Source organism: Donghicola mangrovi, from assembly GCF_013377535.1.
GTDB lineage: Bacteria > Pseudomonadota > Alphaproteobacteria > Rhodobacterales > Rhodobacteraceae > Donghicola > Donghicola mangrovi.
In genome coordinates, this window is the sequence record NZ_JABCJE010000001.1 from 876354 (window position 1) to 894292 (window position 17939).

Genomic DNA, 17939 nt, shown 5'->3' on the forward strand with positions numbered 1-17939 from the left:
ACGTGACAATGACGCATACTGCGTCCGGCGCGCTGGAAAGCTTTCCAGCGCTACTGGAGCGTAATGCCCGCATGTTCGGCACCAAGCCGGCCTATCGCGAGAAAGAGTACGGCATCTGGCAAAGCTGGACCTGGGCCGAGACCGCTGCGGAAATTGAATCGCTGGCCTTGGGGCTGATCAATCTGGGCGTCGCACAGGGCGACCACATCGCCATTATCGGGCGCAACCGTCCCTATCTGTACTGGTCGATGGTGGCCGCGCAAGCCGTGGGGGCCATTCCGGTGCCGCTGTATCAGGACGCCAACGCCGAAGAGATGGCCTATGTGCTGGATCATTGCGGGGCGCGCTTCGTGATCGCCGGTGATCAGGAGCAGGTCGATAAAGTCATCGAGATTCAGGAAAACCTGCATCAGTTCGAGCACATGATCTATCTCGATCCCAAGGGGATGCGGAAATACGATCACACCCGTCTGCACCAGTACAGCCACATTCAGGAACAGGGCCACGCCGCCCGCGACGAGCTGACGCCGGAACTGGAGCGTCGCCGCAGCATCCTGAACTACGACAGCACCTGCGTGATGCTGTATACCTCGGGGACGACGGGCAAGCCCAAGGGCGTCGTGCTGTCCAACCAGAACATGATCGAAACCGCCAAGAACAGCGCCGAGTTCGACCACCTGAAGGCGGGTGATCAGGTGCTCGCCTATCTGCCGATGGCGTGGGTGGGCGACTTCATCTTCTCGATCGGGCAGGCGTACTGGACCGGCTTCTGCGTGAACTGCCCCGAGAGCCCCGAGACGATGATGACCGATCTGCGGGAAATCGGGCCAAGCTACTATTTCGCCCCGCCGCGGATTTTCGAGACCCAGCTGACCCAGACGATGATCCGCATGGAGGACGCAGGGCCGACCAAGAAGAAGATCTTTGACCACTTCATGGCCCACGCTCGCAAGGTCGGTCCGGCCATTCTGGACGGCAAATCCGTCAGCGCGATGGACCGGCTGAAATATGCTTTGGGCGAGTTCATGGTGTATGGCCCGCTGAAAAACATGCTGGGCTTTGGCCGCGTGCGCGTGGGCTATACCGCAGGCGAGGCGATCGGGCCCGAGATTTTCGACTTCTACCGCTCGCTCGGGATCAACCTGAAGCAGCTCTATGGTCAGACCGAAGCCAGCGTGTTCATCACCCAGCAGCCTGATGGCGAGGTGCGTTCGGATACGGTGGGCGTGCCTTCGCCCGGTGTCGAGGTCCGCATCGCCGAGAATGGCGAGGTGTTCTATCGCAGCCCCGGTACGTTCGTGGAGTACTACAAGAACCCCGAAAGCACCCGCGATACCAAGGATGCCGAGGGTTGGGTGGCCACTGGGGACGCTGGTTTCTTTGAACCTTCTACCGGCCATCTGCGGATCATCGACCGTGCCAAGGACGTGGGCCAGATGGCTGATGGCAGCCTGTTCGCGCCCAAGTATGTCGAGAACAAACTGAAGTTCTTTCCCAATATCCTTGAGGCCGTGGTGTTCGGTGCCGATCGGGATCGTTGCACAGCGTTCATCAACATCGACCTGACGGCGGTGGGCAACTGGGCCGAGCGGAACAACATCGCCTATGCCTCCTATCAGGAACTGGCGGGGCATCCGCAGGTGCTGGCGACCATCCAAAGCCACGTCGAAGAGGTGAACCGTAGCGTCGCGCAGGACGAGATGCTGTCGGGCTGCCAAATCCACCGTTTCCTTGTGCTGCACAAGGAACTGGATGCGGACGACGGTGAACTGACCCGCACCCGCAAAGTGCGCCGCAAGATCATCGCCGAGAAGTTCGCTGATCTGGTCGGGGCGCTCTATGACGGATCGCCGTCGATCTACACCGAGACCGAGGTCACTTATGAGGACGGCCGCAAGGGCCAGATCCGCGCGACGCTGGAACTTCGTGATGCGGCTGTTGTGCCGGTCGCGCCCCAGAGGGTGGCTGCGGAATGAGCCGGTGGATCAGTCAGCATGAGTATTTTCAGCAAAAAGAAGGGATGGACCTGTGTTTGAAGGAGCGGACGCAGTGATGGACGCGAGCGCAGGATACGTGACCGAGGACGGTCGCCAGATCGGCGGCGTCTTGATGGAAATGAAGAATATCACCCTGCGGTTTGGCGGTGTGGTGGCGATCAAGGACATCAGCTTTGACATCCGCGAGGGCGAGATCCGCGCGATCATCGGGCCGAACGGGGCGGGCAAGTCTTCGATGTTGAACATCATTTCGGGGTTCTACACCCCGAGTGAGGGGGCCGTCTGGTACAAGGGCGCGCCGCGTCCGCCGATGCGCCCTTATGAAGTGGCGCGGATGGGTGTTGCGCGGACCTTTCAGAACATCGCCTTGTTCGAGGGGATGACCGTTCTGGACAACGTGATGACCGGCCGGTTGACCAAGATGAACGCTGGGATTGCGTCTCAGGCCCTGTGGTGGGGCAAGGCGCGCGCCGAAGAGGTCGCGAACCGCGAGAAGGTCGAAGAGATCATCGACTTCTTGGAAATCCAGTCGATCCGCAAAACGCCGGTGGGCCGCTTACCCTATGGCCTGAAAAAGCGGGTGGAGCTGGCGCGGGCTTTGGCGGCAGAGCCGTCGATCCTTCTGCTGGACGAGCCTATGGCAGGCATGAACGTCGAAGAGAAAGAGGACATGAGCCGCTTTATCCTCGATGTGAATGACGAATTCGGGACCACTATTGCGCTGATCGAGCACGACATGGGCGTGGTGATGGACCTGAGCGACCGCGTGGTCGTGATGGATTACGGCAAGAAGATTGGCGACGGCACCCCTGACGAGGTGCGCAACAATCAGGACGTGATCGACGCCTATCTTGGCGTGCAGCACTAAGGGGACAGGGTAATGGATTTTCTCAATAGCATTCTGGTGAAGCCCTTTGCCGACATGTTCGAGGCACCGGATTTTCTGATGCAGGTTCTGTGGGAAGGGCTGGTGTCCGGCATCCTCTATGCGCTGATCGCGCTGGGGTTTGTGCTGATCTTCCGCTCGAGCCGTATCTTCAACTTTGCCCAAGGGATCATGGTGGTGTTTGCCGCCCTGACACTGGTGGGGTTCCACCAGATGGGCGTTCCGGCATGGATCTCTGTGGTCCTGTCTCTCGGGGTGATGTTCGTGCTGGCTGTCAGCATCGAGCGGATTGTCCTCCGTCCGCTGGTGGGTCAGCCGGACATCATCCTGTTCATGGCGACCATCGGGATCACGCTGTTCCTGATCGGCTTTGGCGAGCTGATTTTCGGCGGTGAGAACAAGATGATGATCACCGAAGAACTGGGCATTCCCACGGGCGAGTTCATCTTTGAGCCTTTTGGCGGCTTCTTGCTGCTAGAGCAAAAAGACGTGACGGCTGTGGCTGTGGCTGCCATTCTGGTGGTGGCGCTGCTGATGTTCCTGAACAAAACCCGCATGGGCCGCGCCATCCGCGCGCTGGGGGATGACCACCAGGCCGCGCTGTCTGTGGGCATCAGCCTTCAGACGATCTGGGTTCTGGTTTGGTTCATCGCCGGTATCATTGCGCTGGTTACTGGCATTGCGTGGGGCGCGCGGGCTGGCGTCAGCTTTGCGCTCGAGGTGATCGCCTACAAGGCGCTGCCGGTTCTGATGCTGGGTGGTCTGGAATCGATCACCGGCGCGATTATCGGAGGCCTGATGATCGGCCTTCTGGAAAAACTGTTCGAGATTTATTGGGGCCAGCCGCTGCTGGGTGGGAACACCGAGACATGGTTCGCCTTTGTTCTGGCACTCTTTGTTCTGCTGTTCCGTCCGCAGGGGCTGTTCGGCGAACGCATCATCGAAAGGGTCTGAAAAATGCCGAAGCTTATCGCAATTCTGAATGTTGTGGCGTGGTGCGGGTTCTGGGCCTTTGGCTATCTCGCGCTGACCGAGAATACCGGCCATAGCGACCGGCTGGTGACGGCGGTTCTGCTGGCGGCCGCGGGGGGCGCGATCGGATTGTGGGCCCATCTGTGGCTGGTCCGTCATTCCGAGGTCACCGGCAAGGCCAAGCCGCCGAAATGGGCGGTCAAGGAAGACACTGTGGAATCCGCGGTCTGATCCCCGGCATAGAACCAAGAAAGAGAACCGATGCTCTATCGTACGTCTGGTCAGTTCAAGACCAGCTATGTCGCCGACATGGCTTTGTTTCCGGTCCGTCAGGACGCCGTGCTGCTGGCGATCATTCTGGCCTTTGCTTGGGTGATCCTGCCGCTGACCGCCAGTGAATTTGCCTTTCAGACCCTGTTGATCCCGATCCTGATCTATTCGCTGGCAGCGATGGGCCTGAATATCCTGACCGGCTATGCGGGGCAGCTGAGCCTTGGGACCGCCGCGTTCATGGGGGTCGGGGCCTATGCCTGCTACAAGCTGGTGACGATCATGCCGTGGATGAACCCCGTGGTGGCGATCCTACTGTCGGGCGTGTTCTCGGCGGGGGTGGGCGTGATGTTCGGCATCCCCAGCCTGCGGATCAAAGGCTTCTATCTGGCGATTGCCACGCTGGCGGCCCAGTTCTTTTTGGTGTGGCTGTTTGAAAAGTGGGGCTGGCTCTACAATTACAACGCCTCGGGCGCGATTCAGGTGCCGAACCTCGAGATGTTCGGCGTGACCGTTGCTGGTCCGACCGCCAGCAGCCACGTGCAGTATTATGTGGTTCTGGCGATCGTCAGCCTGATGACCATGCTGTGCATCAACCTGACCCGCGGCACGCTAGGCCGGACGTGGAAGGCGACCCGCGACATGGACATCGCCGCCGAACTGATTGGCATCAACCTGATGAAGTCCAAGCTGACCGCCTTTGCCATCAGCAGCTACATCGTGGGGGTGGCGGGCGCGCTCTTCGTCTTTATGTGGCGCGGCGCGGCAGAGCCGAACCTGTTCGACATCCCGCTGTCGTTCCGCATCCTGTTCATTGCGATCATCGGCGGTCTGGGCTCTGTCTTGGGCAACTATCTTGGGGCGATCCTGATTGTCGGCCTGCCTGTGATCCTGAACACCCTGCCCGAGACCTTTGGCCTGCCTATCAGCTCGGCCACGGTCGAGCACCTGAACGTCATGATCGTCGGCGCACTGATCGTGTTTTTCCTAATCATCGAACCGCACGGCTTGGCCCGCCTTTGGGCGCTGATCCGTGAAAAGCTCGTGATCTGGCCGTTCCCGCACTGACGCGGGACGACCCAACCATTGGTGCGCTCTTTGAGGAGGGAGCGTGCCGAATTCCATCCACGTGATCCAAGGGAGGAGACCGGATGAAACTGTGGAAGCAACTGGCAGCCGCAACAGCGCTGACCGTAATCGCAGGCGGAGCTATGGCCGAGGGCCTGTATGCCCCGAACATGGCCTACCGCACCGGCCCGTTCGCAGCGCTGGGTATCCCGCTGATGAACGGTCAGGCCGACTACATGACCATGCTGAACGAGCGCGATGGCGGCGTCGGCGGTGTCAAAGTGGACTTCGAAGAATGCGAGACCGGCTATTCGACCGAAAAGGGCGTCGAATGCTATGAAAAGACCAAGGGCAACGCCATCGTGACCCAGCCTTGGTCCACCGGCATCACCCTGCAGGTTCTGCCCAAGACCAACGTGGACGAGATCCCGATCCTGGCGCCCGGCTATGGCTTTAGCCCCATGTCCGAAGGCGGCACGTTCCAGTGGGCCTATAACCCGCCCGCATCCTATTGGGACGGCGCCTACATGATCCTGTCGCACATCGCGGGCGGTGACATGGCAAGCCTCAAGGGCAAGAAGATCGCGTTCCTGCATCTGGACCACCCCTTTGGCAAAGAGCCTCTGCCGCTGCTGGAACAGCTGGCTGCCGAGCATGGCTTTGAACTGGTCGCGATCCCCGTTGGTCTGAAAGAAATGCAGAACCAGTCGGCTCAGTGGCTGCAAATCCGCCGCGAGCGTCCCGACAACGTGATCATGTGGGGCTGGGGCGCGATGAACAGCGCCGCCATTCAGGAAGCCGTCAAAACCAAGTACCCCATGGAGCAGTTCTATGGCGTCTGGTGGGCTGGCCACGACCCCGATCTGGCAGCCGTGGGTGACAAGGGCAAAGGCTACAAGTCGATCAGCTGGTCGATGCCGCAGCCCGACAGCGCTCTGATGGCGGACATCAAGAAATACGTCATCGACACCGGCAAGACCCAGACCACCGAAGACCAGCTGAACAGCGTTTTCTATCAGCGCGGTCTCGTCATGTCGATGATGCTGGCCGAAGCGATCAAGGTCGCCCAAGAGCACACCGGCAGCGCGGAAATCGGTCCCAAGGACCTGCGCTGGGGTCTCGAGAACCTGAATATCACCGACGAGAAGCTGGCAGAGCTGGGAATGGCTGGCATGGTTCCGGCGTTCTCGACCGCGTGTAACAACCACACCGGTCACTCGGGCGCGTGGATCCTCGAGTGGGATGGCGCAAAGTTCAATCAAGCCAGCGATCTGCTGCAAGCGGACCAGTCGGTCATCGAGCCCTTGGCCAAGGCAAAGGCAGCCGAATACGCCGATGCGAACGCTCCGTGGCCTGTGACCACCTGCGGCGGCTGATCTGAACCTGCTCCGGCGGCGCTGGCCGCTGCCGGAGCACCTTCTGAGTATTTTTCCAAAGAAGAAGAGCCATGCTGGACGCGGGACGAACCCAAGAGACCTTGCTCGAGGTCAACAATATCGAGGTGATCTACAACCACGTCATCCTTGTGCTGAAGGGCGTGAGCCTGTCGGTTCCAAAGGGCGGCATCACGGCATTGCTCGGGGGCAATGGCGCGGGCAAAACCACGACGCTGAAGGCCATTTCGAACCTGCTGCATTCCGAGCGCGGCGAAGTGACCAAAGGCTCGGTGATGTACAAAGGCGAGCGCGTGCAGGATCTGGACCCCGCGGCGCTGGTGAAAAAGGGTGTGATTCAGGTGATGGAAGGCCGTCACTGTTTCCAGCACCTGACCGTCGAGGAAAACTTGATGACCGGCGCCTATACGCGCCATGACGGTCGCGGCGCGGTCGATGCGGATTTGCAGATGGTCTATGACTATTTCCCGCGCCTGAAAGAGCGCCGCAAATCGCAGGCCGGTTATACTTCGGGCGGTGAGCAGCAGATGGTCGCGATTGGCCGTGCGCTGATGTCCCGCCCCGAATGCATTTTGTTGGACGAACCCAGCATGGGTCTGGCCCCGCAGCTGGTCGAGCAGATCTTCGAGATTGTGAAATCGGTGAACGAGAACGAAGGGGTGTCCTTCCTCTTGGCCGAACAGAACACCAACGTGGCGCTGCGCTATGCGCACCACGGCTACATCCTGGAATCGGGCCGCGTTGTGATGGACGGCACCGCCGCCGATCTGCGCGAGAACCCCGACGTCAAAGAATTCTATCTGGGCATGTCCGACGAGGGCCGCAAAAGCTTTCGCGATGTGCGCAGCTACCGCCGCCGCAAGCGTTGGTTGAGCTAAGGGAGGCGCCGCTCATGACCTATTTTGACCAGCTTGAAACGCGCAGCGCCGATGAACGGCTTGCTGCGCAGATGGACGGACTGCGGGCCCAGTTGCGCGCGGTGCAGGGGCTGCGGGGGTATCGCGACTCCTTGGCCTTTATCGACCCGTCCGAGATCGGAGACCTGAGCGATCTGGCCCTGCTGCCCGTGCTGCGCAAGTCCGAGATCGGCGAGGCACAGGGGCGCGTGTCCCCGTTGGGCGGGTTCACGGTCAAACCGGCTTCGGGCTTTGCGCATATCTTCCAGTCGCCCGGCCCGATTTATGAACCCGGTGAAGTCAGCCATGACTGGTGGCGCATGGGCCGGTTCCTGCACGCTGCGGGAATCGGGCAGGGGGATATCGTCCAGAACTGCTTTGGCTATCATCTGACGCCGGCGGGGATGATCTTTGAGAACGGCGCGCGGGCTGTTGGCGCGGCGGTTCTGCCTGCGGGCGTTGGCCAGACCGAGTTGCAGGTGCGCGCAGCCGCGGATGTGGGGACGACGGCCTATGCCGGTACGCCCGACTACCTGAAGGTGATTCTGGACAAGGCCGAGGAGATGGGCGTTGCCCTGAAAATCAAGAAGGCCGCTGTGGGTGGTGGCGCCTTGTTCCCCAGCCTGCGTCAGGAATACGCCGATCGCGGAATTGCCTGCCTGCAGTGCTATGCCACCGCCGATCTGGGAAACATCGCCTACGAAAGCCCCGCGATGGAAGGGATGATCGTGGACGAAGGCGTGATCGTCGAGATTGTCCGCCCCGGCACCGGCATCCCCGTTGCCGAAGGCGAGGTGGGCGAGGTGATCGTGACCACCTTGAACCCGGACTACCCGCTGATCCGCTTTGCCACGGGTGATCTGAGCGCCGTCATGACCGGCACCAGCCCCTGCGGCCGCACCAACATGCGGATCAAGGGTTGGATGGGCCGTGCGGACCAGACGACCAAGATCAAAGGCATGTTCGTCCGCCCCGAGCAGGTCGCCCAACTGGTGGCCAAGCACCCCGAAGTCACCAAGGCCCGAGTCATCGCCCTGCGTGAGGGCGAGATGGACGTCATGCGCGTCCAGATCGAAGGGGGCACGGATGCGGCCGCCTACGAGGGCTCTGTGGCCGAGGTGCTGAAGCTGAAGGGAATCGTGGAATGCGTGCCCGTCGGCAGCCTGCCCAATGATGGCAAAGTGATCGACGACCAGCGCAACTACGGCTGATTCCCGATCCACGAGAATCGGAAAAGGCGACCTCTGCAAAGAGTGTCGCCTTTTTTATGTGCGGTCTGCCGGAAAACTGCCGGAGAGAGACCAAGAAAAAAGCCGCCCCAGAAGGACGGCTTATCTGCTGCTCAGGTAGCGCTTAGCCCTGACGGGCTTTGAAGCGGCGCTGCGTCTTGTTGATGACGTAGACGCGGCCCTTACGGCGCACGACACGGCAATCGCGGTGACGCTGCTTGAGCGAGCGGAGCGAGTTCTTGATTTTCATCGTGTCTCTCCTTGTCGCGGCGCGCGTGCGCCTGTTAGCAGTTGGCCCAAAATGGACCGGTGAATTAGATGGTGCGAACGACTGGGATCGAACCAGTGACCCCTACGATGTCAACGTAGTGCTCTACCGCTGAGCTACGCTCGCAACCTTCCACTTGGCTTTCAAACTCTTGCGAGCCGGTCCGCTTCGTGTCGGTTCGCGCTCTATAAAAGGAGTCGTCGGGGTGTTCAAGGCCTTTTGACAAGGTTTCTTTTCGGTCTAGGATTTGTTTCGAGGGAGACGCCATGGACCAACGGATATTCGACCTGATTTGCCCTGATCGGCAAACCACTGCAGTAATCTTTGCGTCTCCGCACAGCGGAAACGAATATCCCGATGATCTGATGGGGCGCACAATCCTTGATTCCCACGCGATCCGGTCGTCCGAAGACGCTTTTGTCCACGATCTGTTTGCGGCAGCCCCCCAATTCGGGGCTCCGATTCTGTCGGCGCGATTCCCGCGGGCCTATCTGGACCTGAATCGCGGACGGGACGAGCTGGACCCCGCGCTGATCGACGGGGTGCGCCGCCGCTATCATTCTCCGCGAATCGCGTCGGGGCTGGGGGTTGTGCCCCGAGTTGTCTCGAACGGCCGCGCCATTTATCGGGGCAAGCTGACCCAGGCCGAGGCCGAATCCCGAATCGAGCGGTGCTGGGTGCCCTATCACCGCACGCTGCGGGACCTGATGGACAAAACCAGCGACCAGTTCGGGCAGGCCATTCTGGTGGACTGCCATTCCATGCCGCACGAAGCCGTCGACAGTCTGGTGCGCAGCGAAGCTTCGCGGCCCCATGTGGTGATCGGGGATCGCTTTGGCGCCTCTGCTGACACGGCCATCGTCCAGCGGATCGAGGCGCTGTTCCGCGCCGAGGGGCTGACCGTCGCCCGCAACAGCCCCTTTGCGGGGGCCTACACGGTGCAGCACTACGGCCGCCCCGGCCGCGGGCACCACGCCATCCAGATCGAGATCGATCGCTCTCTTTATATGAACGAGGCCGCGATCCTGCCGCACGAAGGCTATGAGGCCTTCCGCGCCCTGATCACCCGAGTCATCGCGGGCATCGCCGATATCGCGCGCCCCACGGTCAACCGGATGGCGGCCGAGTAATCAGCGCAGCGCGCGCCCTTTGATGATGGCATCAGCGCCGAACTTCTGCCGGATCGCGTCCGTGGCCCTTTCGGCGCGGGCGCGCTTTTCCGCATCGGGGTCCAGCAGATCGCCGGACCGGTCCGCACCGGATTCGTCCAAAAGATCCCCCAAGCCCACGCCGATCAGCCGGAAGGGCCCCTGATCCACCGCGTGATCCAGCAATCCCCGCGCCGCCCGATACAGCTTGTCCGCATATTGGGTCGGGTCGGTCAGGGTCACACGGCGCGTCAGCAGCCGGAAATCCGCCCGCTTCAGCTTGAGCGTTACGGTTCGACCCGCGATCCCCTTGGCCTTGGCGCGGCCGGACACCTTCTCGGCCATGCGCCACAGATGCCCGTCCAGCAGATCAATGTCGCTGATATCCTCGTCAAAGGTGGTCTCATTGCTCACGGATTTCAGTCCGCGATCCGGCTTCACCTCTCGGGTGTCTTGTCCCCGTGCCAGATGGAACAGCCGCAAGCCCATACTGCCGAACCGCGCCACCAACTCAGCCTCGTCCCAACGCAAGAGGTCACTGATGGTCCGGATACCTGCCCGATCCAAAGCCTCCTTGGTGGCGCCGCCGACCCCCCAGATGATGCTGACATCCTTGTCGCGCAGGAAATCGCTGGTCTCTGCCCGCCCGATCACGGCAAACCCGTTGGGCTTGTCCACCTCCGAGGCGATCTTGGCCAGAAACTTGTTATGGGACAGCCCGATCGATCCGGTGATCCCCAACTCGTCTTTCATCCCGCGGACCAGCCGCGCCAGCAGCACCGCAGGTGGCGCCCCATGCAGCCGCGCCGTCCCCCGCAAATCCATAAACGCCTCGTCCAATGACAAAGGCTCCACCGCAGGCGTCAACTCCTCCATCCGCGCGCGGATGATGCGGGACACCTCGGCATAGACCTCCATCCGCGGCTTGATCACCACCGCATCTGGACACAGCTCCAACGCCTTGAACATCGGCATCGCCGAGCGCACCCCGCGGATCCGCGCCACATAGCAGGCGGTCGACACCACCCCGCGCCGCCCCCCACCGATAATCACCGGCTTGGCAGCCAGTTCGGGCCGGTCCCGCTTTTCCACACTCGCATAGAACGCATCGCAGTCCATGTGGGCGATCCCCAGATCCCACAACTCGTCATGCGCAACCACGCGGGGGCTGCGGCACTTGGGGCATCGCGCCCCGCTCTCGAACTCATGCAAACAATTGCGACACAGTGCAGGCATCGGACCCCACCTCCGGCAGCAAATATAAGAGAGGCGGACGCCTAATGGCACCCGCCTCCTTCATCTTGGCAAAAATACCCAACCGGCCGCAGGCCGTGGCGCGTCAGCGCCAAACTCAGGCGTTCGGAGCCGCCGCGGCGCGCATCTCTGCCACCACGTCCAAAGCTGCCTGACGCGGATCAGCCGCGCGCCAGATCGGACGGCCGCAGACGATGTGGTCCACGCCGCTTTCCACGGCCATGGCGGGGGTCGCGATACGCTTCTGGTCATCGGTGGCACTGCCCGCAGGGCGCACGCCGGGGGTGACGATCAGGCGGCCAGCGGATTCCGGCAGGGCACGGATGCGCGCCGCTTCGTTGGGCGAACAGATGATGCCGTCCGCGCCAGCGTCAAAGGCACGGCCCGCGCGCTCGACCACCAGATCGTCGATGGCGCCGTCCTTGATCAGCGCGCCGTCCAGATCACCCCGATCCAGCGAGGTCAGGATCGTCACACCCAGAATTTTCATGTTGCTGCCAGCCGCGCCCTCTTTGGCGGCCTTCACCACATAGGGGTCGCCGTGAACGGTCAGGAAATCCAGATTGAACTGCGCCAGCCCGCGCACCGCGTTCTCGACGGTCTGGCCGATGTCGAACAGCTTCATATCCAGAAAGATCTTCTTGCCGTGCTCGTCCTTCAGCTCGTTGGCCAGCGCAAGGCCACCACCGGTCAGCATCCCCAGTCCGATTTTATAGAAACTGACAGCATCCCCGAGGGTTTCGGCAACTTTCAGTCCTTCGATTGCGTTCGGCACGTCTAGTGCGACGATGAGGCGGTCATCGGCGATCATGGCAGAGTCTCCTGTAGGTGGATTTCGCCCTTGATGCGCCGTGAAAATCCGGGGGTCAAGGGTGTCTGACCCCTTGAAACCCATGCGTGTGGTCTCCATCTTTTTCCCAGAGGCCCACAACATGATGTGCCGCTTAGCGGGCATCGCCGTAATCGGGCGCTTATATAGAGGAGAACTGCCATGAACCTTGAAAAGTTCACGGAGCGGTCGCGTGGTTTCCTTCAGGCCGCGCAGACGATTGCCATGCGCGAGGGGCACCAGCAACTGACCCCCGAGCACCTGCTGAAGGCTCTGATGGATGACGACCAGGGCTTGGCCGCCAACTTGATCAACCGTTCCGGTGGTCAGGCGAACCAAGTGCGTCAGGCCGTCGATCTGGCCGTGGCCAAGCTGCCCAAAGTCAGCGGCGACGCTGGTCAGACCTATATGGCTCAGACCACCGCCAAAGTGCTGGCCGAAGCAGAAACCATCGCCAAGAAAGCCGGTGACAGTTTTGTCCCCGTCGAACGTATCCTGATGGCGCTGGCCTTGGTGCAGACCAAAGCCAAGGACGCCCTTGATGCGGGCAAGGTGACCGCTCAGAAGCTGAACGAAGCCATTAACGACATTCGCAAAGGACGCACCGCAGACAGCGCGTCGGCCGAAGAGGGTTATGACGCCCTGAAGAAATACGCGGCCGATCTGACCCAGCGCGCAGCCGACGGCAAAATCGACCCGATCATTGGCCGGGACGAGGAAATCCGCCGTGCGATGCAAGTTCTGTCTCGTCGGACCAAGAACAACCCTGTTCTGATCGGTGAACCGGGCGTGGGTAAAACCGCGATTGCCGAGGGCCTTGCCCTGCGGATCGTGAACGGTGACGTGCCTGAATCCCTGCGCAACAAGAAGCTGCTTGCGCTGGACATGGGCGCGCTGATCGCCGGTGCGAAATACCGCGGTGAATTCGAAGAGCGTCTGAAAGCCGTCCTGAACGAGGTGACCTCTGCCGCTGGCGAGATCATCCTGTTCATCGACGAGATGCACGTTCTGGTCGGTGCGGGGAAAACCGACGGCGCGATGGATGCGGCCAACCTGATCAAGCCTGCGCTGGCTCGGGGTGAACTGCACTGCGTCGGCGCAACCACGCTGGACGAGTACCGCAAGTACATCGAAAAGGATGCGGCTCTGGCCCGCCGGTTCCAGCCCTTGGTGGTCGAGGAACCCACGGTCGAAGATACCATCAGTATCCTGCGCGGCATCAAAGAGAAGTACGAGCTGCACCACGGTGTGCGGATCAGCGACTCGGCCCTTGTGGCGGCGGCAACCCTGTCGCACCGCTACATCACGGACCGCTTCCTGCCGGACAAGGCCATCGACCTGATGGACGAAGCCGCCAGCCGTCTGCGCATGGCTGTGGACAGCAAGCCCGAGGAACTGGACGCCATCGACCGCGAGATCCTGCAAAAGCAGATCGAAGCTGAAGCGCTGAAGAAAGAGGATGACGATGCCTCGCGCGACCGCCTCGAGAAGTTGGAAAAGGAACTGGCCGACCTGCAAGACCGCAGTGCCGAACTGACCGCCCGTTGGCAGGCAGAGCGCGACAAGCTGGCTGGTGCCCGTGACCTGAAAGAAAAGCTGGACCGTGCCCGCGCCGAACTGGAGCAGGCCAAACGCGAAGGCAATCTGGCCCGTGCCGGCGAGCTGTCTTATGGCGTCATCCCTCAGCTGGAAAAACAGCTGGGAGAGGCCGAGACCGCAGAAGCCGACGGTGTCATGGTCGAAGAGGCTGTGCGCCCCGAGCAGATCGCTCAGGTCGTGGAGCGTTGGACGGGTATCCCGACCACCAAGATGCTGGAAGGCGAGCGTGAAAAGTTGCTCAAGATGGAAGAGGAGCTGGGACGCCGCGTTATCGGTCAGCGTCAGGCGGTCAAGGCCGTGTCGAACGCTGTGCGCCGTGCCCGCGCCGGTCTGAACGACGAGAACCGCCCGCTGGGTAGCTTCTTGTTCCTCGGGCCGACGGGTGTGGGTAAGACCGAGCTGACCAAGGCTCTGGCCGAGTACCTCTTTGACGACGACAACGCGATGGTTCGCATCGACATGTCCGAGTTCATGGAGAAACACGCGGTCAGCCGTCTGATCGGTGCCCCTCCGGGCTATGTCGGCTATGATGAGGGTGGTGTTCTGACCGAAGCTGTCCGTCGCCGTCCCTATCAGGTGGTCCTGTTCGACGAGGTCGAGAAGGCACACCCCGATGTCTTTAACGTGCTGCTGCAGGTTCTGGACGATGGCGTGCTGACCGATGGCCAAGGCCGGACGGTGGACTTCAAGCAGACGTTGATCATTCTGACGTCGAATCTTGGGGCCCACGCGCTGAGCACTCTGCCCGATGGCGCGGATGCCGCTGATGCGAAGCGTGACGTGATGGATGCGGTGCGGGCACACTTCCGCCCCGAGTTCCTGAACCGTCTGGACGAGACGATCATCTTTGACCGTCTGGGCCGTGCGGACATGGACGGCATCGTCACCATCCAGCTGCGTCGTCTCGAGAAACGTCTGGCTGCACGCAAGATCTCGCTGCAACTGGACGAGGGCGCGCGCAAGTGGCTGGCCGACGAAGGCTACGATCCGGTGTTCGGTGCCCGCCCGCTGAAGCGCGTGATCCAGCGTGCGCTGCAAGATCCGCTGGCCGAGATGATCCTTGGCGGCGAGGTGCGCGACGACAGCGTGGTTGTGGTCAGTGCCGGTGCCGATGGTCTGCTGATCGGCGATCGCGTCGGGGCCAGCAATCGGCCCAAGCCGGATGATGCGGTCGTCCACTAAGCGCTAGAAAAACGAAGGCCCCGACGATGTGTCGGGGCCTTTGTCGTTTCACTCCATCCCGATGGCGGCGCGGGCGATGCCGTCCAGCAGGGACTGGACCTCTTGCATCGGCCCCTCGGGATAGGGGCGGAAGCCGATGATCGTTTCGTCCGGTTTGTCCGCCAGCACGGCGACAAAGATGTCATAGGGGCAGTACATCACATTCATGGGGTCTGCCTCCATCACGCTGCGGGACACGCTGGCCGAGCAAAAGCTATACACGTCAGCGGCCTGAAACAGCACCACATCCGATCCGACATCCGCGCGGGTGCGCTCTAGCATTTCGCCGGTATGGCTGATGTGGTCCACCACCAGCCCCGCGTCGATGATCGCGCTTTCCAGCCCAAAGGTGACATCCTCGAAGCTTTGGTCCGTGGTATATGTCACAGGCTCTTCGGCGGCGCAGGCCGAGGCGGCCGCAATCAGGGCGGCAGTCATCAGGTGTTTCATGGGTCTCCTCCCCCGCGCGAACAAATTCGCGTTCGTGAATAACTTGGCACGGGGCAGGGCGCGCTGGCAATCGGGTGCGACAACGTTTCAATGCCCTTACGACAGTGTGAAAACCTGTTTTTTGGTCCAAAGCGGCTGCGGTGCTATGTCTGTCCCAACATTCCCGAGGAGATCCCCATGGCCAACCGCTGGCGCAACACCCTGACGACCGCTGACGTGACCCCCGAAGCGATGTTCCTGAACCGCCGCCAAGTGATGGCGGGCGCGGCTGCGATGGGGCTGGGGCTGACCGCGGCCCCCTTGCGCGCGGCAACAGGGCTGGAGCCGAACTCCTATGAGGATATCACCAGCTACAACAACTATTATGAATTCGGCACCGGCAAAGAGGACCCCGCCCGCAACGCCGGCCAGCTGACCACGGACCCGTGGACCATCAAGATCGACGGTCTGGTGGAAAAGCCCGGCGATTATGTCCTGTCCGATCTGATCCCTCAGATGACGACCGAGGAGCGCATCTACCGTTTCCGCTGCGTCGAGGCCTGGTCGATGGTGGTGCCGTGGAACGGGTTCGAGCTGGCCGATCTGCTGGATCTGGTCGGGGTAAAGCCCGAAGCTCAGTACGTGGCCTTTGAAACCCTCTACCGTCCCGAAGAAATGCCGGGCACCCGTTTCCCCGTGCTGGACTGGCCCTACCGCGAGGGCCTGCGTCTGGACGAGGCGCGCCATCCCCTGACCCTGCTGGCCACCGGAATTTACGGTAAACCCATGCCGAACCAGAACGGCGCCCCGATCCGCTTGGTGGTGCCGTGGAAATATGGCTTCAAGTACATCAAGTCGATCACCCGCATTACCCTGACCGACAAGCAGCCCAAAACCAGTTGGAACATGGCGAACGCGCGGGAATACGGCTTTTATAGCAACGTGAACCCTCAGGTGGATCACCCCCGCTGGTCCCAAGCCACCGAACGCCGCATCGGCGGGGGCCTTTTCGCCCGCCGCGAGCCGACCCTGATGTTCAACGGCTATGACGAAGTCGCGTCCCTTTACGAAGCGATGGATCTGCGAAAGAACTTCTGATGATCCAACAGATCAACAGCCGCGTCCGGCAGATCCCCAATTGGGCTCTGTACCTTCTGGGTGCGGTCCCTGTGGTGTGGCTCTATGTCCAAGGGTTCCAGAATGCGCTTGGCCCCGATCCGGTGGATGCGATCGAGCATCGCTTGGGGCTGTGGGCGTTGTGGTTGCTGATTGCGGGGCTGTGCATCTCGCCGATTCAGAGGAACACCCCCTTGCGGCTGCTGAAACTGCGCCGCCCGATCGGGGTGTTGGCGTTCATGTATGTGCTGGTGCACTTCCTGACTTGGCTGGTGCTGGACGTGCAAATCCCCTCGCAAATTTGGGCGGATATCGTGAAGCGTCCCTATGTGACGGTGGGGATGGTGGCGATGCTGCTGCTGTTGCCGCTGGCGCTGACCTCGAACGACTGGTCGATCCGCAAGCTTGGCAGCAAGTGGCGGCAGCTGCATTGGCTGGTCTATCCCGCCGTTATTCTGGCCGCCATCCACATGATCCTGCAGGCCAAAGGGTTCCAGTTGGAGCCGATGATCTATCTGGTGGTCGTGCTGGTGCTGGTCGGGGTCCGGCGCACGCCACTATATCTCCGCCGGTAAGGGAATATTAAAAAGCCCCGTCGTAGAACGCTTGCGTCATGTAACTGGGGGCGCAAGTCATGAGAGTTCTAGTTTTGGCCGCAGCGTTGCTGGCCTTTTGCCAAACCGCGATGGCATCGACGGTTAATTTTTCTTCGTCAGCGTTTTCGTCTGATAAGATGACGACCACGGTCACCGTTGATGGCGTGGGCCTGACATTTTGGGGTTCGTCCTATCTGGGGGATAAATTCTTTCCCGCGACGGGTCTGAAATTCGGCTACCAGCAAATGCATGCGCTTCAGGCTGTGGCGACCGAGGCCATTCAAATTCTGTCTGTAAACGGCAAGTCGGCCAAACTGTCCGCATCGGGTCACCTGCTGCCGTTCTCTATCCTCGTCGAAAACGAGGTTGTCCGCGATGGGCTGGAGTTCCCGCTCTATTCCTATGGCACGCTGGATGTGACCGATTCCGGGATCATCATTTCCAAGGGAACACGCTTCACGCTGGACGTGGATTTCGCGAGCAACAACATCGGCGCCGAGACAATCCTCTATAACATGGTGTTCGAGGCCTACACCCCGCCGCCAATCCCGCTGCCCGCAAGCGGCCTCCTGTTGCTGACAGGGCTGCTAGGGGCGGGCCTATGGGGACGTCGAGGGAAACTGGCCTGATATAGGCATGCGTGAGAGGGGAGAGCGGTGCTCTCCCCTTTTGTTATTGCTTCGAAATTGGGTGTTTTCGGTGGTGTCCAAACTTTTTTCGGCTTTCTGTCATTTTTCTCTGTTTTTGGGGTTGCGACTCCCCCCGGC

The 17939-nt window shown here is 61.2% G+C and carries 17 protein-coding genes and 1 tRNA gene; 13 read left to right on the forward strand and 5 right to left on the reverse strand.

From position 1 onward, the window contains the following. The first annotated feature begins 8 nt into the window (after positions 1 to 8). The 8 genes from HJ536_RS04460 to HJ536_RS04495 all read left to right on the forward strand — a co-directional run bounded on the left by HJ536_RS04460 (position 9) and on the right by HJ536_RS04495 (position 8694). Entirely contained in the window at positions 9 to 1976 is a 1968-nt protein-coding gene (locus tag HJ536_RS04460; protein ID WP_177156801.1) for an AMP-binding protein, read from the forward strand. Between the two features lie 76 nt (positions 1977 to 2052). Then, entirely contained in the window at positions 2053 to 2865 is an 813-nt protein-coding gene (locus HJ536_RS04465) for an ABC transporter ATP-binding protein (protein ID WP_194245642.1), read from the forward strand. A 12-nt stretch (positions 2866 to 2877) separates the two neighbouring features. After that, the gene (locus tag HJ536_RS04470) at positions 2878 to 3837 is read left to right on the forward strand and encodes a branched-chain amino acid ABC transporter permease (RefSeq protein ID WP_176852226.1); all 960 of its coding nucleotides are present in this window, start codon (positions 2878 to 2880) and stop codon (positions 3835 to 3837) included. Positions 3838 to 3840: 3 nt separating this feature from the next. Continuing rightward, positions 3841 to 4086, forward strand: coding sequence for a hypothetical protein (locus HJ536_RS04475; protein ID WP_176852225.1), 246 nt, complete (start codon positions 3841 to 3843; stop codon positions 4084 to 4086). A 30-nt stretch (positions 4087 to 4116) separates the two neighbouring features. Then, the gene (locus HJ536_RS04480) at positions 4117 to 5193 is read left to right on the forward strand and encodes a branched-chain amino acid ABC transporter permease (protein WP_176852224.1); all 1077 of its coding nucleotides are present in this window, start codon (positions 4117 to 4119) and stop codon (positions 5191 to 5193) included. Between the two features lie 83 nt (positions 5194 to 5276). Further along, the gene (locus HJ536_RS04485) at positions 5277 to 6569 is read left to right on the forward strand and encodes an ABC transporter substrate-binding protein (RefSeq protein ID WP_176852223.1); all 1293 of its coding nucleotides are present in this window, start codon (positions 5277 to 5279) and stop codon (positions 6567 to 6569) included. Between the two features lie 71 nt (positions 6570 to 6640). Beyond that, positions 6641 to 7465, forward strand: coding sequence for an ABC transporter ATP-binding protein (locus HJ536_RS04490; RefSeq protein WP_177156803.1), 825 nt, complete (start codon positions 6641 to 6643; stop codon positions 7463 to 7465). 14 nt (positions 7466 to 7479) lie between these two features. After that, a complete protein-coding gene (locus HJ536_RS04495; RefSeq protein WP_177156804.1) occupies positions 7480 to 8694 on the forward strand; it encodes a phenylacetate--CoA ligase family protein in 1215 nt (404 codons plus the stop codon). Between the two features lie 142 nt (positions 8695 to 8836). On the opposite strand, the gene ykgO is transcribed toward HJ536_RS04495, so the two are convergent. Both ykgO and HJ536_RS04505 read right to left on the reverse strand, forming a co-directional pair. Beyond that, a complete protein-coding gene (ykgO, locus tag HJ536_RS04500; protein WP_176852220.1) occupies positions 8837 to 8962 on the reverse strand; it encodes a type B 50S ribosomal protein L36 in 126 nt (41 codons plus the stop codon). A gap of 69 nt (positions 8963 to 9031) precedes the next feature. Then, positions 9032 to 9106: transfer RNA gene (locus HJ536_RS04505), tRNA-Val, on the reverse strand. 140 nt (positions 9107 to 9246) lie between these two features. Between HJ536_RS04505 and HJ536_RS04510 the strand changes: the two genes are divergently transcribed. Then, complete coding sequence (locus HJ536_RS04510; protein WP_177156805.1) at positions 9247 to 10110, forward strand: N-formylglutamate amidohydrolase; 864 nt, start codon at positions 9247 to 9249, stop codon at positions 10108 to 10110. Here HJ536_RS04510 and HJ536_RS04515 read toward each other — a convergent pair whose 3' ends face one another. Both HJ536_RS04515 and pyrF read right to left on the reverse strand, forming a co-directional pair. Beyond that, entirely contained in the window at positions 10111 to 11364 is a 1254-nt protein-coding gene (locus HJ536_RS04515) for a DNA polymerase IV (protein ID WP_177156806.1), read from the reverse strand. 115 nt (positions 11365 to 11479) lie between these two features. Next, positions 11480 to 12193 (reverse strand): orotidine-5'-phosphate decarboxylase, encoded by a 714-nt coding sequence (gene pyrF, locus HJ536_RS04520; RefSeq protein WP_176852217.1) that lies wholly within the window; start codon positions 12191 to 12193, stop codon positions 11480 to 11482. Positions 12194 to 12373: 180 nt separating this feature from the next. On the opposite strand from pyrF, the gene clpB reads away from it, so the two are divergent. Next, on the forward strand, positions 12374 to 14992 hold the full coding sequence (clpB, locus tag HJ536_RS04525; protein ID WP_177156807.1) for an ATP-dependent chaperone ClpB: 2619 nt from the start codon (positions 12374 to 12376) through the stop codon (positions 14990 to 14992). 48 nt (positions 14993 to 15040) lie between these two features. Here clpB and HJ536_RS04530 read toward each other — a convergent pair whose 3' ends face one another. Further along, positions 15041 to 15481, reverse strand: a complete 441-nt coding sequence (locus tag HJ536_RS04530; protein ID WP_177156808.1) for a DUF302 domain-containing protein — start codon at positions 15479 to 15481, stop codon at positions 15041 to 15043. A gap of 177 nt (positions 15482 to 15658) precedes the next feature. On the opposite strand from HJ536_RS04530, the gene msrP reads away from it, so the two are divergent. Genes msrP through HJ536_RS04545 form a run of 3 tightly spaced genes read left to right on the forward strand, consistent with a single transcriptional unit; the run spans position 15659 to position 17801 of the window. Then, positions 15659 to 16558 (forward strand): protein-methionine-sulfoxide reductase catalytic subunit MsrP, encoded by a 900-nt coding sequence (gene msrP / locus HJ536_RS04535; protein ID WP_177156809.1) that lies wholly within the window; start codon positions 15659 to 15661, stop codon positions 16556 to 16558. Further along, positions 16558 to 17151, forward strand: coding sequence for a protein-methionine-sulfoxide reductase heme-binding subunit MsrQ (gene msrQ / locus HJ536_RS04540; RefSeq protein ID WP_177156810.1), 594 nt, complete (start codon positions 16558 to 16560; stop codon positions 17149 to 17151). The genes msrP and msrQ overlap by 1 nt, the downstream gene beginning before the upstream one ends. Before the next feature lie 59 nt (positions 17152 to 17210). Beyond that, positions 17211 to 17801 carry a VPLPA-CTERM sorting domain-containing protein gene (locus tag HJ536_RS04545; RefSeq protein ID WP_177156811.1) on the forward strand — a complete coding sequence of 197 codons (591 nt, stop codon included), beginning with the start codon at positions 17211 to 17213 and terminating at the stop codon, positions 17799 to 17801. Positions 17802 to 17939 lie beyond the last annotated feature (138 nt).